Raw genomic sequence first — 15,615 nt, forward strand, 5'->3', positions numbered from 1 at the left:
GAGTTCTTTCAACTCTCGCACAAGTGCTCGCTTGACACAAGGCTTTAGAGCTTTTTTTCTATGACATATTTTGCCATATCCAGCTCCAAGGCTAATTCAGCATACATGCGCTTGAGTTTAGCGTTCTCTTCTTCAAGTTGTTTAACCTTCTTGAGTTCGCTAGCTTCCATGCCGCCATAACGCTGACGCCATTTATAAAATGTTACCTTGCTGACTCCATATTCGCGAATAATGGTGTCTAAAGACTTGCCTGATTCAAATTCCTTAAGAATCTTAGCAATTTCGGTTGGACTAAATTTGCTGCTTTTCATAATACTTACCTAAAGTTAAAAAATATCACACTTTTTAAACTTTTAATCCGTACTATTTTTGGGGAAGCTTACAGTATTCGTCCTTCCAGCAAAGAGACAACGATATCATTCAGAATATTGCGATAGATAAACAAGGTATTCAAACCTCCTCTCCTACCAATGCCGATGGCTCTAGAAACCTCAGCGTGAACCTCAATATCAACAAAGATTTTAAGATTGGAGAAAAGAATAAATTGACACTTTCGGCAGGTGGATATTACAGTATCAATAGAAGTAAAATGATTTTTAATGCTGATACTAGCTGGCAAACTACCAATCAACTATCGAACTGGTTTGGGTTGAATATCAATATCAAGGATAAAATCGAATGGAATAACTCTTACTCTCCAGATTTTAACTTTACACGATACACAAGTCCGAACTTTACTAATCTCCAAGCCAATTTGCATAATTTTAGCACAGGTTTAGTCATTCGCTGGACAAAGAATCTTATTCTTGAAAACAACCTGATATACCTGTATAATAGCAATTTGACAGGCACTAACAAAACCACAGTACGATGGAATGCGGCGATTAATTACAATTTCATGAAAGATCAAAGAGCCACCATCAAATTGAGTGCGTATGATATTCTAAATCAAAATGGCAATATCGTTCGTCTGATTGCCTCACAAAATACACTAACTTACAACAGAGGAAATCTTTTGCCAAGATATTTTATGGTAACACTAACCTACAATATCAAGCAGATGCCGAAGAAATAAGGATTCGTCTTCTAAGTTGCTGTAGACAACTTAGAAGACGAATATTGCTATACCTATAAACAACACGGTTAGGATTAAAGTAACAATATGTCCTTAATACACTTTGATAGTATCCTTTTGATTATAAGTAAAATCCAATAACTGATATACTATTAACTCACAACTTCCTTTAAACTAGATAAAATAATTAAACAAAATCCGATGAGACTCACTCTAATCTTTTTACTATTTCAGACACTAGTTTTTGCTCAAAAAAATACAGCCATTAACCTTGCCACATATATGCAGGCACAAGTTGATATTAACAATTTTAGCGGAACGGTATTAGTGACAAAGAATAACACTGTTTTGCTTAAAAAGGCCTATGGATTAGCAGATTACGAGTGGAACATCAGTAATACAGTTGACACAAAGTACAGTTTGGCCTCTGTAAGCAAGCAATTTACAGCTACTGCAATTTTACAGTTAGTTGACAAAAAACAAATATCCCTAAATGATAAGCTAAGTAGATTTTTTCCTGACTTTCCCAAAGGTGATAGTATTTCAATTCATTTGCTACTTTGCCACATGTCGGGCTTACAAATGGATTATGACGAATTGTATTTAAACAAGGTTGCGATAAAGCAAGAGGAAGTGAAAAGTCATGTGATACAAAAAGATATTCTTAACCAGCATGATGCATTAAAGTATATTGAGAAAAAAACGCTTCTATTTCCTCCTGGCACAAATACCGCTTATAGTAATATTGGGTACTATTTACTGGCTCGTATTATCGAAAAGGTATCAAATAAAAGCTATGCCGACTATTTAAAAACAAACATTTTTGACAAATGTGGCATGTACAACTCTGGTGTAATTACTAATGATGAACTAATTAAAAAGAAAGCAAGAAATTACATAAAGTCAGAGGATAAATATTTGAACAATCCTTATATCAATTGGGAATTTAACATTGGGCATGATGGCATATATTCTACCGTTGAAGATCTAGCATTATGGGACAAAGCCCTTTACGGAACAGCCATTTTATCAGCAGATATGAAAAAACTTATGTTTACGTCCTATAACGATCAAAATTGGGGGTATGGATTTATGATTAACCCATTTTATAACCATGGACATCAGCTAGTAGCCCATGATGGTGGTTTTTTCGGGGCAATGACTTCTCTAAACAGATATACTGATGATAAAATATTTATCACCGTTCTGTCTAATAATCAATCATTATCCCACATTATTGCTTATGGTCTATCAGCCATTGTTTTTAAGAAAGACGTAGAACTGCCGTACAAGCATTTTCAAGTTCAAATTGACACCTCCATAACTGAAAAATATGTCGGTAAGTATGGAGATAACATTGAAATATTAAAAATTGACGGTAAACTATACTACAATAGTGTAGAAATAGAACTCATCCCTGAATCCAAAACAAAATTCTTTAGAGCCGACAATAACGATAGGACTATCGAATTTATTCAGGATAAATTAGGCTCCTATAGTTCGATAATTATCACCAAAGGTGGAGTGAAGGAATTAATTAAAAAAAATATTCCGTAAAAAGCACATACCGCTAACATCGGTCATTGTTGTTCAATTTATTTAATAAAATCTTTAAAATTATCATCCTCAACCTCTTTTAAAGCGATTTAAAGGAGGTTTCTTTTTTAGATTATAAAACAAAATCCAGTTCCTTTTAAAACGGCAATCACTTAAATGAACCCATCAAGATCGACTTGATAATACCTGTTGGGAGGAGTTGGAAGTCCTTTCTTATTTTAAAATACTCCCTTAAAGGCATTGAGATAAGTCAAACTTTGAGTTTTCCAATATTTTATATTTCCGTATATTAGAGTCATGAAGATTGGCATTATTACAGCTAACGATATAGTACTACTATTTACCTTTTGTGTTATATTTTGCTGACAAATACAATTTCCACCCATTTGCCAACACCTCTACATTTGTGGAAATTTCTAAAAACCCTAAAAATATTCGACCATTTACATGAACTGCAAAAATTGTAACACCGAAATAACCTCTAAATTTTGTCCAGAATGCGGACAACCAACCACTCTAAAGCGAATTGATGGCAAGTATATTATGCATGAAATCGAGCATATTTTGCATTTTGAACGTGGAATTCTATATACAATTCGTGAGCTAACTCTAAATCCAGGGCAAAATATTCGTAAGTATCTTTCAGAAAATAGAAGTCGACTGGTAAAACCTATCATATTCATCATCATAACCTCATTGATTTATACCGTTTTAACCCACTTCTTTCATGTTGAAGACGGTTATGTTAAGTATCACGAAGCCGAAGGAGAAGTCCATAGCGCTGTTGGGAATATAGTTAAATGGGTGCAAGACCACTATGGCTATTCTAATATCATGATGGGCGTTTTTATTGCTTTGTGGTTAAAATTGTTTTTCAGAAAATATGATTATAATTTTTACGAAATTCTCATCATGCTATGCTTTGTGATGGGAATAGGCATGTTGATTTTTTCAATTTTTGTAATTATTGAGGGAGTTACACACCTTGCTGTAATGCCAGTGGCAGGTGTTGTTGGCATCCTGTATGCCGTTTGGGCAATTGGACAATTTTATGACCAGAAAAAAATCTTAAACTATCTAACCGTTTTAGCGGCTTATTTTTTAGGCATGATCACATTTTGGATATTCCCAGTGCTGCTCGGAACTGTTATCGATTTATTAAAGAAGCACTAAAATCATTTAATGAATGGTGATGGGGTGATTGATTCTTTTAAGAAGTTTCACTTCGAACTAAAGATTTATGAAAAAGCAGGCAAAGTCCTGCTTTTTTGCTTTTAGTACTTTTTGTAATGTCTTATTCCAAAAACTTTGAATTACCTTCTTCATAAAATTGACCTTCGTTAATAAAATCAAGTTAGTAACTCATACACTGTCTCGGTTGGAAAGACGTAACAAAATTTGGTTATATTGCAGTATAAACACCTTAGACAGAACCTCGTATAACAGAAAAAACTAACAAATATGAGAGGCTATTTAAAACTTGCCAGTCTTTTGTTGGACAAAGACGACCTTGACTTTAGTGAACAACCTAACGAATAGGGCAAAAGTCTTTTGAATAACTTTGAAAATTTTGGTAAAATCACCTCGGAGAGAATAATTTGCACCATAAGAAATTGAATTTAAAACCAACGAAAATCTTTTAGTTTGTTCTGCTATTGAGGTGAACAACGGAGAGGTAAATACTCCGCTCACTGATGAAATTCTCATTATAGAACGAATTGTGTTTGAAGAAACTCCAGTTAGGAGCGTTCGGACTTCAAAAAAATGGTAGATATGTATTCAATAACTTAGAAGAACTAATGAATTATGAGAAAACCTCAGCTAACAACCTATTATCAAAAGTAATTCTGAAAGACTTCGATCGGAGATTTTTGCAAAGTTTAACTTTTGTGCTGACAGTCCCTACCATTGGCAATATCCTACCCTTTACCAGCAATCCTACATAAAAACACACTACAAAATGGCAACAGATGGAGTAAAAATAATTGACGGAGATTTAGCCAGAGACACTTATTACCAAATTATGGACTTGTATGACAGTGATATAAGCATTGAAATAATAAGAAAAGAAGTCCCATTTGTGAAAGAAGACTACGGGTCTGACACAGACTTTTACCACGAAATATTTGTAACAACATACGCTTTAGCTTTTTGGGAAATCGGGGAACTTACAAATGAGATTCTAAGTGAAGTCAAAAAAGTTCTTGAACAAAAAGCAGGAGTTAAATTATGGACAGAAGAATGTGATGAAGCCATGGGTAATAAGCGACAGAAAGAGCTTGAAAAACTCCTAAAAAAGATATCCCAACCAAATTTGAAAGTTAGAAAAAGAAAAAAATATAGGCAAATCAAGAATTTTCATTTCTATCCTGATGATGTTTTAACTTTTCAACTGTCCGATCAAAATTATTATGCTGTAATTTGTGCTAAAGTGACTCAACAACGCGGACAATGTACTTATGACCTTGCTACGACAACATATCAAGGCAAAAGAAAACCGACGATTGACAACTTAAAAGACTGTTTCATTGCAGGACGTAAAATTGGTTCAGGCTATGACTCTCAGACCACTTTGTCGTATCAGCCTCATGTTGATGAAATTTGGCGTTATACCCAACAAGACAACTTCTTTTTTGGGCTTTCTTATCATCTAGTAACACACACAGATATGGTTTCATTTAAAGATAAGTTTGAAGTCGTTGGGCAACTTAAAATAAAGAAAAGTTTTAAAAAAGATGGAGGCTATGGTTATGAATCTTCATTTGACGGATTCGAAAGTATTTTTAGCGATCTTGACAACCATCTGAAAGTATTTGGAGAACAAAAGTATCCTGTAACTCTCCTATGCGAAATATGATAACTTAACAAAAGACAGCTACTACTATCTTGTATTGGTAATAGTGGATAAACAGCTGTAAAATAAATCTTTGTATTTTGATTGGGGAATCTTGCAGACCGAGGCTCTACAAATGTCCCCATCGCTAATATGTAAAAAATGAAATATGGTAAATTTCAATTATAAAGAAACATACGTAAGAGTAATCCTCTTAAAGGATGATATTTCTATTTTCCATCAAGATTTGAATGATGAAGAAGATTTTAGTAAAAAACTAAGAATACTCAAACACTGTTTTGTTTCTCTTGATATTCTAAGAGATTCTTTTCGCCATTTTGCATTCATAATAAAAAATGAAGAAGAACTTATCAAGAAGGCTAAAAGTTTAAAAAAGAGACTGGAGTTTATAAACCATTTAAGGAATAAAATCAGCGGACATTTAGATGAAAAAGTAATTACCAAGGCAATACAATGGGAACCCTTTATTTTCAGCAAAGATTTAATAGAAAATGAAAAGGCAAGAATTTTTCTAATTTATAAGTCATTGATAGAGTCATCAATAAACTCCTATATTGACTGTAATTCCAATCAAAGTGTATTTGACACAGAGATTGATTTAGCTTATCCACCTAATCAAAAATTATTTTTTAACTACGTTGGATCTTTAAATCTTGATGCTATCGATTTTTTGACAGAAATTGAAATAATAATAATGAATACAATTAAATTTTGGGATGAGGCAGAATTGTTTGAAATGGCAAAAAAAGCAGGAGAAACTGATTTTAATTTAAAAATGAACTAAATAAACCAACACCTATATAAAATGCCTTTTCAGTGGATTACACCAAGCCAAAACATTGTCAACATCCTAAAAATCATCAACAAATAATAGCACAAACCACTAATATCACTAACTATAGCTATACTCAATTTTTGAAAAAATATAGGTATTGCCCCCATTTAAAGCCATTATGAAAAATCTATTTTCAGTTATAAAATACTTAATATGAACATATTATACCCACTTAATGGGTGGAGGACAGACGATGAAAACAAATTTCAAAATCATTTCATTCATAGAAATAGAGTTTAATGGCATTGAACTTGATTTGCACAATAACTATGAGTTTATATATGGCCAAACAGAAATTTCAGCCCATCAAATATCTCTGTATTTTAGAAAATCTAATCGTGATTGGGCTATACATCAACATATCAAAATCTTTGTTTTGTCCTTTCAAACTATACTTTTCCCAAACAAATTGACGCTAATCCCGAATTATTAGAAGATGATTTTTGCCTTTCAGGGATAACATTTTTCGACTCCGATTTTCGAGAAAATGATTATGATTTAATGGATAGAACACTTCCGAATGAAAGCGATGATATAATTTTCTCTTTTGAAAGTGATAGAGTTATTAGAGTAAATTGTGAGACTGTAACTCTCATAACTCAATATATAAGCTAGAATTTAAAACGGCTTAATTAGTTTTTTGGTGAAGTTATCATTCAAATTGAATGATATTTACGAATCGAGTATTCTCCTGCTTTTTGTTTTTAGGGCTTTAGATACCTTTTATCAATAATTTTGACTTTGGTTAATATTATTAAAACCTTCGCTTACGTGACAAATTGATTGGATTGGCGTTTTAAAATTTGATTATATTGTGGTTACAATTTTTAAAAAACAGACTGACAGCAAAATAGAGAGAATGAAAATATTTTTGACACTTTTATCTATATCACTTCTATCAACTGTCTTCGGGCAAGCTAGGCAAAAGGAGAACCCTACAGAGTTCTTACCAAAAGGTTTTTTTGTGTATGAAACCATTAGAGGTGACTTAAACAGAGATGGTATTGAAGACTGTATCTTAATTATTAAAGGAACAGATAAAAATAAGATTATAACTGATAAATATAGTGGACAATTAGACCGCAATCGAAGAGGTATTATTATTTTATTCAAAAAAAATAACCATTATGAATTAGTTCTAAAAAATCAAGATTGCTTTTCTTCTGAGAACGAAGATGGGGGTGTTTATTTTGCGCCAGAACTTTCTATTGAAATCAAGAATGGAAATTTGACTGCTAGTTATGGACATGGTAGATACGGTTCCTGGAGCTACAAATTTAAATACAAAAATGGAGATTTTGAACTAATTGGCTATGATGCGAATTCCAATCGAGGTCCTGTAGCTCAGTATCAAATAAGCATTAATTTTTTGACAAAAAAGAAATTAAGAAGAGATAACCTAAATAAAGATGCTGATGGTGATGAAGAGTACGAAGATAAATTCATGGAGACGTGGAAGAAAATAAACATTAAAAATGTTATAAAATTATCAAATATAAAAGACTTTGACGAACTTGACATGACAAAATATTAAGAAAAATGTCACCCAATAACTATGTATCCACGAAGACTGAATACCAAAATATGAAAGCGATGTTGAATTTAACAAGGGTGGACAATATAGTTAGTCTCTTTGGTGGAGTTATTATCCAACTTAAAGATATTTGAGAAAGTAGATTTTTACCTGCTTTTTCTGTTAGTTGGGGATTACGTGTGTCTTGTTTTACCAATAACATTGTGACATAAGTTAATAAAATCAAAACCTTGAGTCGTTAGCTGTATTGATTGAAGAGACGCTTTAAAAATTTGATTATATTGTGAAAATATATTCTTTTAGTAACAGTTTTGTCAAACCATATTCGTATGGCAGATTAAGAACTAAATAGTTTTTTGTAATAGGATGTCATACAAATATCAAATCGAACAAGCATTACTTAGCAAAAATTGGGACATAGTAGAAATAGGGTTTAGCGAAGAGTGGTGGGATAACGAGAATTGGAAGATTCAATATAGATTTAACTCATCAATTTGTTTCTACTTGTGCTTTATTATTGACCCAATGTTTGACGGGAATAGAAAAAAAGGACAAGGGATTATTTATGAAATTAAGGCATCGACTAAATTTCCTCAAAATTGGAATGACGACACAAACACTATTGCTGCAATAGAAATGTCAAAAAGAAAATTTGATTTAAAACTAAAAGAATTTATAGATATTCTTGAGAATTATAAAAAAGTGATTAGCTAAAATCTACTGCAATCAACTTATTTGGCGATAGTCGGGCTTGACGTCCAAAATTCAATTTTAATAACACTATTGAACATTTTTACAAGATTTTGGCTGACAGTATCCAATTCTCCATCATCGCCAATCACTGTAAGCTACCTCTAATTTTATGACGACGTTAATAAACATAGACATACTTCGAATTTATCACGATTTTAATGGCAACATAGATGAATTCCTTAGAATGGGAAAAAGTTCAGACATTATCAAAAGTGGCTTTTATATGTGTTGAGATGAACACTCTAAAATAGGCTCATTCCAAATCCTAACTGTGGTTTGGGGAAGTTGAATAAATCTCAACTTTAGTAGTAAAATTCAATTTTAGTTTTTTAATCCACAGTACTTCTAAGCAAACGAAACTCTAATTCCTGACTAGCAAAAGTCCTACTCGTTAACATCAATTTTATGACCGAACAAGAACTTGAAATATTACTATCAAAAAGAGCTAAAACATTCGATTTAAAAAAGAATGCGTTTGAAACTCTAAATAAGATATTTTTGGAGCATACTAATGATAGAGACTTTTGGGGTAGTTTTCAACAAGTTGATATAAAACCTATTTTCGAGAGATTCGAATACCACATCGACAGACAGCACCGTGATTCTGTAATTAAAACAAGAATTGGACTTTATATTGAAAACCAAAACTGGACTGATAATTTAGAACCTATAGGATATTACGAACTCGAATCAAATTTGAATGGAGAAGTAGTAGACAATTGTTTTGTAATTGAAAAAGAAAAATACTTAAAGGACATAGAAATAATTTCGCACTTTCAAAGTATGAATAACAAGCTACCAATCGACTATTTGAAAAGAAATCATATTCAATACCAATTCGTCTCTTATGTTTCTATGGTTGGGACACTATTTGTAAGTAAGCAGTTTAAAGCTGCTGCACTATTTATAAGAAGAGCATACGTTAATCTAGAAACAATTGGCTCTGAGCAATTTGATAAAGACTATTTAACGGAAGCAAAGAGATTTTTGAAAATAGTAAAGGATTATTTAGTATCAAACAATTTGGTAACTGAAGGGATAATAAATGAAATAAACTAATCTAAAAACAGAAAATGAACATTTTTAAACAAAAAGAACTCTACACAAATTCAATTTTAGCATTTTTAGTAATTGTTTTAATTGACTGGTTTATGGGGGCAGGTTTTAACCTCTTTAAAGGCTATACTTTTTCTCAGACTCTTGATAATTACAAAATACCCTATACTTACATAGGTGTCGCATTTACAATTGTCTATTTCAATTTAAAAAATAAAAAGCAATAATATGTATGGTTTGCTACTAGTTGGCATCTTCCATGCCACTTAAGAAGATTTTGAAAGTATAGAAATTGGTTCAAAAACACGTCAGCTGTAGATAAAATCAACTTCCTCAAATATAAGCAAACCCACATTTCAGAATTGTATATTCATCAAAAAAGCTGTCAGGAAATTATTTCCGACAGCTTTTTTGATGCTTTAAGACTCATCTTTAGACGCAAAACATTGCGTCTCTACAAATCACCAAATGACACTCTACCATTTGGCAATATAGCCTAATTGTTCGTCTTCATCTTCGTATTCGAGTTCGGCGTCTTTTTCCCAAATTTCCATTTCGCATGGCTTGCAATTAAACTTCAATTTGTATTCTACTTCGCCATGTTTTAGTGTTAATGGTTCTACCACTTTTTCGCCCATGGTTTGACGTTGGTATCTCGCACATTTTCCTAATTCATATTTTACGCAATATTTGGTCGTCATTACACGAGATTTGCCTGGGTCCCACTGCAACTCGAAGGCTTTTTCGATTTCGGTAACGCCGTGTCTCTGATAAAATGTTCTCGCCATTTTATTCGAAACATTGTACATAAAATCTAGTTTTTCAACTGGATAAGGATGCGTTGTTTTTTCTAATTTATGCTCCTCTCTATGATATTCATTCACACGAATATCAACCAAACGCTCTAACACGTCTCTTCTAATTTCGTTTACTTTTGAAATTGGCAAGAACCAGTTTTCAGAAAACTCAACTTCCAATTCGTCAACAATAAATGGTGTATTGCCCGTTTTGGCTAAGTTTTTCTTGATATTCGGAATAACTGAATCTTGGCTCTTCGCTAGCTCTTTGGCTACTTCGATAGTACCAACAGACTGGTGACCGTCCTCGTCGATCGCCAATAATTGGAAACCCGTTTCTGTTTCGGTAAACTCCAATTTTACGCCAATTTTACGAACAGCACTGTTTTCTTTCTCCACCATTTTATTGAATTCAGCATCTGAGTTTCTGTAAATCTCAGTACCAATCGCCAATGGTTTGAAAGTATTTGGAATAACAATATTGTTAAAAATAATATTGATTTGTGCTCCATCGGCTTCTCCAGCTTCATTTTGGAAATACAAACCATCTCCATTATTCAACTTCTCGTAATTCTCAATGATATAGCCGTTTGCTTTAATTTCAAGCACTTTACCGATATACTGACCTTTCGATTTTGGACTTTCCCATGAACCAATTTTTTCTTTTCTTTTATTCAAGAAATAATCAGTATATCCACGGTTGAAGCTTCTATCCATTTCTGGTTCAAAGTTATAGAAAGTTCTACCAGAAGAGGCTTTTTCGAATCTGTCTGAATTTTCTTCTAAGAAAGAATCCAATTTTTTACGTAAGAAAGAGGTATTATTTTTTACATAAACAATATCCTTCAAACGACCTTCAATTTTGAATGAAGAAATACCTGCTTCAATCAGGTTTGGTAATTGATCACTCAAATCCAAATCTTTGATAGACAACAAGTGACTATTTTCAATCAACGTTTTACCTGTTCCATCTTCCAAACGGTATGGCAAACGGCAGTTTTGAGCACAAGAACCACGGTTGGCACTACGTTCGCCATTGGCAACACTCATGTAACAGTTACCACTAAATGAAACACAAAGTGCGCCCGATACAAAAAACTCTAATTCAACATCGGTAGCCTTATGAATCTCTTGGATTTGGTCAAGATTGAGCTCACGAGCCAATACCACACGCTTCATACCAGCATCCGCCAAAAACTTCACATGGTTGGCATCACGGTTGTTCGCCTGCGTACTCGCATGAATTACGATAGGTGGCAAGTCCATTTCCATGATAGCCATGTCTTGAATAATCAAAGCATCGACGCCAATATCGTACAATTCATAAATCAATTTACGACAAGCTTCTAACTCGTTGTCGTACAAAATGGTGTTGATTACTACAAAGACTTTAGCTTTGAACAAGTGGGCGTATTTCACCATTTCTGCCACGTCCTCCACCGAGTTGGTGGCGTTTGAACGTGCGCCAAATTGGTGCGCTCCCATATATACTGCGTCTGCACCAGCGTTGACCGCAGCCATACCTTGATAAAGGTTTTTGGCAGGCGCAAGAATTTCAATTTTCCTTTTCATTTCAATCCTATATTTTCGAATCCATAACAAGGGTGAGATTCGGTAATTTTACTTCAATTTGCAAAATTAGTGAATAATAGCTGATTCTCTGAGTGGTATTTGGTTTTTTAGTAAGAATACCTCAAGTAAGATTTTCGTGTCTAAAAGTTGCCGTATGCAAGAACAAGCTTACGCTCTTGATTAACTGTTTTAATTAAGCTATCTTGTTGTTGTAATTTAAAATCTAACACCCATTTACATCTAGCACACCCATTATGTTTCCTATCATTCCTTGGAATATCGACCCTGTTATATTCATGCTAAGCGCTACTTTTCCTATCAAATATTATGGGCTACTTTTTGCTTTGGGAATAACAGTTGCGTTTTTGACAGTGAAAAAAATTTATCAAAAAGAAGGAAGTTCCGTTCACGATTTAGATACCCTTCTGATTTATATTGTGCTAGGAACTGTCATCGGCGCTAGACTTGGGCATTGTCTTTTCTATGAGCCTGAGTATTTTTTCCAACACCCCTTAGAAATCTTACTTCCAATTAAGAAAATTGATGGTAGTTATCAATACATTGGTTTTCAAGGGCTGGCGAGCCATGGTGGTACAATTGGTGTGTTGTTAGCGATTGTGATTTATTGTATGAAGTTCCAGAAACCTCTATTGACCGTGCTGGATCGACTAGCAATTGCTGCACCAATAGCAGGCACCTTTATTAGATTAGGTAATTTAATGAATTCAGAAATTTATGGTATTCCCACAGATGGGACATGGGGATTTGTTTTCCTAAGAGACGATACCATTCCTCGCCATCCGACTCAATTATACGAGGCAATAGCATATCTAATAATCTTTTTGATTTTATGGATTATCTATCAAAAAACTAAAATTCTGAACAAGTCAGGGGTCATATTTGGTGTTTTCCTCATTTTAGTTTTCTCTTCAAGATTTTTCATTGAGTTTTTTAAAGAAAATCAGGTTGCATTTGAAAACCAAATGGCATTTAACATGGGACAACTCTTAAGTTTGCCATTTGTGATATTGGGCTTGGGGTTGTTGATATGGCGATTGTCGAGTGAAGGTAACAATAAAAATGTAATTTGATCGACATGACTGAAACTCTCGAAATCTGCGATACAACAATCGATTTACTTGCTGTAATCGCATAACTCATTACCACAAAATCGTTTAGTATTCTTGTATAAGCTCCGTAGGAGCTGATGGAAAGATTGGTTTCTAAAAAAACTGTTTAATAAATAGGCATATCTATATTCTATGATTGGATTAATCAGAAAGCAGTTTAACCTTTCTCATAACGGGTGAATAAATTCACCCACTAAGTGGAATCAAGGTTTAAATAATTTCAAGGTTAATTTTGTGCTAATAGATTACTGCTCAAGTTATAAGTCAAAATCATTTTCAGTTGCCCCCATCCCCCCCTCCTTTGTTGATATTCTTCCTCATTTTTCGTATCTTGAATAGTCATCAACTAATATCTATTCATTTCATGAAGAAAGTCTTACTTACCTGTCTTGGGCTGTTGTTAGCCAGTCCTATCTTTGCACAATTTTCTCTAGAACAAGTACTTAGTAGTGCTTTTCCTTCCGAATTAAAAGCATCTCCCGTCAAAAATCAAATTGCTTGGGTCTTTAACCAAACAGGTTCACGCAACATTTTTCTTGCCGAAGCTCCTGATTTTAAACCTCGAAAGCTTACCAATTACGAAGGTGATAATGGTCAAGAAATCAATAGTATTACATTTCTCCCGAATGGAAAGTCTTTGCTGTTTATTCGAGGTGGTGCCAACAATAGCGCAGGTGAAATCCCAAATCCTGCTGAGCTACAAGGCACTGTAGAAAGAGCTATTTACAAGATTGACCTTGATGGCAAAAACCTAAAGAAAATTGTTAATGGAGCTTATCCCAAAATTTCACCAAATGGCGGTACGCTTGCGTATATCTCTGGTGGGCAGATTTGGACATTGAATCTGGATAGTGCCAACATTTCTCCTAAAAAACTATTCCATTCTCGTGGCTCGCAAGGCTCTATCCGATGGTCTCCTGATGGTAGCAAAATTGCTTTTGTGAGTAGTCGTGGAGACCATAATTTTATTGGAGTTTGTGATATTGCCACACAACAAATCAAGTACATCGACCCTGGAGTAGATGGCGATATTGACCCAACTTGGTCGCCTGACGGAAAATCTATTGCCTTTATCAGAGTCCCTTTTACCAAAGATGCACTGATATTTGGTCCAGAAAGAGCAAGTCTTCCTTGGTCTATTCGCGTCGTGGATTTAACTACTGGACTAGCAAAAGAGATTTGGAAAGCTCAAAAAGGTGTGGGTAGTAACTTCTTCGCTGGTGGACTTGTGACAGAGAATCATTTATTCTGGACTTCGGACAATATGATTATTTTTCCCTACGAAGGTGATGGTTGGCATCATCTTTACAGTGTGAGTGCTTCGGGAGGAACGGCCAAATTACTTACGCCAGACAAAGGCGAAGTGGAATATGCCTTTTTAGCAAATGATAAAAAGACCGTCATTTATAACACCAATATTGGAGATATTGACCGCAGACATATCTGGTCAGTTACATCGTCTGGAAACCCCAAGCAAATTACGACTGGACAAGGCATTGAGTGGTCGCCTGTTCAAACCTCAGATGGACAGCTAGCAATTCTTCGCTCCGATGCCAAAGTCCCTGCTCGTCCAAGCGTGGTAACTTCGGATGGAAAAATTAAAGATATTGCCCCCGAATTTATTCCTAATGATTTTCCTAGCAATCAATTGGTCGTACCACAAGCCGTCATGATTACGGCGACCGATGGTATGCAAATTCCTGCACAATTGTTTTTACCAAAAAATCATAAAGTAGGTGAAAAACACCCAGCCGCTATTTTCTTTCATGGTGGTTCTAGACGACAAATGTTGTTAGGCTTTAATTATGGCGAATATTATCACAAAGCCTATTCCTTGAATCAATATCTCGTCAGCCAAGGATATGTAGTGCTTTCGGTAAACTATCGTTCGGGTATTGGTTATGGCATGGAGTTCAGAGAAGCCGAAAACTATGGGGCGACTGGCGCTTCAGAATATAATGATGTTGTTGGGGCAGGTCTATTCCTAAAATCCCTTGAAGATATAGATGGCACTAAGATTGGACTATGGGGAGGCTCTTATGGTGGTTATCTGACAGCTTTGGGATTAGCTAAAGCATCAGACTTATTTGCAGCAGGTGTCGATATACACGGGGTGCATGATTGGAATGTCGTCGTGAAAAACTTTATTCCGAATTATGATGCAAACAAAAGAGCTGAGTGGGCTAAAGTGGCTTATCAATCTTCGCCAATGCCATATGTTAATTCTTGGAAGTCCCCTGTTTTATTAATTCATGGCGATGATGACCGCAATGTTCCTTTTTCGGAAACAGTAACTATTGCTGAAGCTTTGCGAAAAAATGATGTTTATATGGAACAACTCATTTTTCCAGACGAAGTGCATAGTTTCCTTTTGTATCAAAATTGGTTGAATGCCTACAAAGCAACCGCAAGCTTTTTTGATAAGTTTTTGAAAAAGAAATAGGATTTCTAG

13 protein-coding genes and 1 pseudogene are annotated in these 15,615 nt (G+C 34.4%); 12 read left to right on the forward strand and 2 right to left on the reverse strand.

Features of this window, described 5'->3' with window-relative positions:
- Window positions 1-311, reverse strand: a pseudogene (locus QM481_RS00005) (transposase); the annotation flags it as partial.
- A 185-nt stretch (window positions 312-496) separates the two neighbouring features.
- Between QM481_RS00005 and QM481_RS00010 the strand changes: the two are divergent.
- From QM481_RS00010 to QM481_RS00055, 10 genes are all read left to right on the forward strand, one after another.
- Window positions 497-1,075: a porin family protein gene (locus tag QM481_RS00010; protein WP_310589653.1), complete on the forward strand. Its 579-nt coding sequence runs from the start codon at window positions 497-499 to the stop codon at window positions 1,073-1,075.
- Between the two features lie 201 nt (window positions 1,076-1,276).
- On the forward strand, window positions 1,277-2,632 hold the full coding sequence (locus tag QM481_RS00015; protein ID WP_283380146.1) for a serine hydrolase domain-containing protein: 1,356 nt from the start codon (window positions 1,277-1,279) through the stop codon (window positions 2,630-2,632).
- Window positions 2,633-3,079: 447 nt separating this feature from the next.
- The gene (locus tag QM481_RS00020) at window positions 3,080-3,805 is read left to right on the forward strand and encodes a DUF3667 domain-containing protein (RefSeq protein WP_283380147.1); all 726 of its coding nucleotides are present in this window, start codon (window positions 3,080-3,082) and stop codon (window positions 3,803-3,805) included.
- Between the two features lie 551 nt (window positions 3,806-4,356).
- Complete coding sequence (locus QM481_RS00025) at window positions 4,357-4,578, forward strand: hypothetical protein (RefSeq protein WP_283380148.1); 222 nt, start codon at window positions 4,357-4,359, stop codon at window positions 4,576-4,578.
- Between the two features lie 14 nt (window positions 4,579-4,592).
- Window positions 4,593-5,489 (forward strand): hypothetical protein, encoded by an 897-nt coding sequence (locus QM481_RS00030; protein WP_283380149.1) that lies wholly within the window; start codon window positions 4,593-4,595, stop codon window positions 5,487-5,489.
- A gap of 145 nt (window positions 5,490-5,634) precedes the next feature.
- Window positions 5,635-6,270, forward strand: a complete 636-nt coding sequence (locus QM481_RS00035) for a hypothetical protein (protein WP_283380150.1) — start codon at window positions 5,635-5,637, stop codon at window positions 6,268-6,270.
- A gap of 865 nt (window positions 6,271-7,135) precedes the next feature.
- Window positions 7,136-7,855, forward strand: coding sequence for a hypothetical protein (locus QM481_RS00040; protein ID WP_283380151.1), 720 nt, complete (start codon window positions 7,136-7,138; stop codon window positions 7,853-7,855).
- 366 nt (window positions 7,856-8,221) lie between these two features.
- Window positions 8,222-8,569 (forward strand): hypothetical protein, encoded by a 348-nt coding sequence (locus QM481_RS00045; protein ID WP_283380152.1) that lies wholly within the window; start codon window positions 8,222-8,224, stop codon window positions 8,567-8,569.
- Window positions 8,570-9,013: 444 nt separating this feature from the next.
- Window positions 9,014-9,667, forward strand: a complete 654-nt coding sequence (locus QM481_RS00050) for a hypothetical protein (protein ID WP_283380153.1) — start codon at window positions 9,014-9,016, stop codon at window positions 9,665-9,667.
- A 14-nt stretch (window positions 9,668-9,681) separates the two neighbouring features.
- Window positions 9,682-9,891: a hypothetical protein gene (locus QM481_RS00055; RefSeq protein WP_283380154.1), complete on the forward strand. Its 210-nt coding sequence runs from the start codon at window positions 9,682-9,684 to the stop codon at window positions 9,889-9,891.
- 249 nt (window positions 9,892-10,140) lie between these two features.
- On the opposite strand, the gene QM481_RS00060 is transcribed toward QM481_RS00055, so the two are convergent.
- A complete protein-coding gene (locus QM481_RS00060; RefSeq protein WP_283380155.1) occupies window positions 10,141-12,033 on the reverse strand; it encodes a peptidase U32 family protein in 1,893 nt (630 codons plus the stop codon).
- Between the two features lie 254 nt (window positions 12,034-12,287).
- Between QM481_RS00060 and lgt the strand changes: the two genes are divergently transcribed.
- Together lgt and QM481_RS00070 are read left to right on the forward strand one after the other, a co-directional pair.
- Complete coding sequence (gene lgt, locus QM481_RS00065) at window positions 12,288-13,124, forward strand: prolipoprotein diacylglyceryl transferase (protein WP_283380156.1); 837 nt, start codon at window positions 12,288-12,290, stop codon at window positions 13,122-13,124.
- Between the two features lie 403 nt (window positions 13,125-13,527).
- On the forward strand, window positions 13,528-15,606 hold the full coding sequence (locus QM481_RS00070; RefSeq protein ID WP_283380157.1) for a S9 family peptidase: 2,079 nt from the start codon (window positions 13,528-13,530) through the stop codon (window positions 15,604-15,606).
- Window positions 15,607-15,615: the final 9 nt, after the last annotated feature.

The organism is Flectobacillus rivi (assembly GCF_030056655.1).
Taxonomy (GTDB): Bacteria; Bacteroidota; Bacteroidia; order Cytophagales; family Spirosomataceae; genus Flectobacillus; species Flectobacillus rivi.

Bases quoted from the DNA above. Each gene is read 5' to 3' on its own strand.
- QM481_RS00055 (WP_283380154.1), top strand. From the start codon at position 9,682: ATGAACATTTTTAAACAAAAAGAACTCTACACAAATTCAATTTTAGCA.
- QM481_RS00070 (WP_283380157.1), top strand. From the start codon at position 13,528: ATGAAGAAAGTCTTACTTACCTGTCTTGGGCTGTTGTTAGCCAGTCCT.
- QM481_RS00030 (WP_283380149.1), top strand. From the start codon at position 4,593: ATGGCAACAGATGGAGTAAAAATAATTGACGGAGATTTAGCCAGAGAC.
- QM481_RS00050 (WP_283380153.1), top strand. From the start codon at position 9,014: ATGACCGAACAAGAACTTGAAATATTACTATCAAAAAGAGCTAAAACA.
- QM481_RS00035 (WP_283380150.1), top strand. From the start codon at position 5,635: ATGGTAAATTTCAATTATAAAGAAACATACGTAAGAGTAATCCTCTTA.
- QM481_RS00060 (WP_283380155.1), bottom strand. From the start codon at position 12,033: ATGAAAAGGAAAATTGAAATTCTTGCGCCTGCCAAAAACCTTTATCAA.
- lgt (WP_283380156.1), top strand. From the start codon at position 12,288: ATGTTTCCTATCATTCCTTGGAATATCGACCCTGTTATATTCATGCTA.
- QM481_RS00045 (WP_283380152.1), top strand. From the start codon at position 8,222: ATGTCATACAAATATCAAATCGAACAAGCATTACTTAGCAAAAATTGG.
- QM481_RS00015 (WP_283380146.1), top strand. From the start codon at position 1,277: ATGAGACTCACTCTAATCTTTTTACTATTTCAGACACTAGTTTTTGCT.
- QM481_RS00020 (WP_283380147.1), top strand. From the start codon at position 3,080: ATGAACTGCAAAAATTGTAACACCGAAATAACCTCTAAATTTTGTCCA.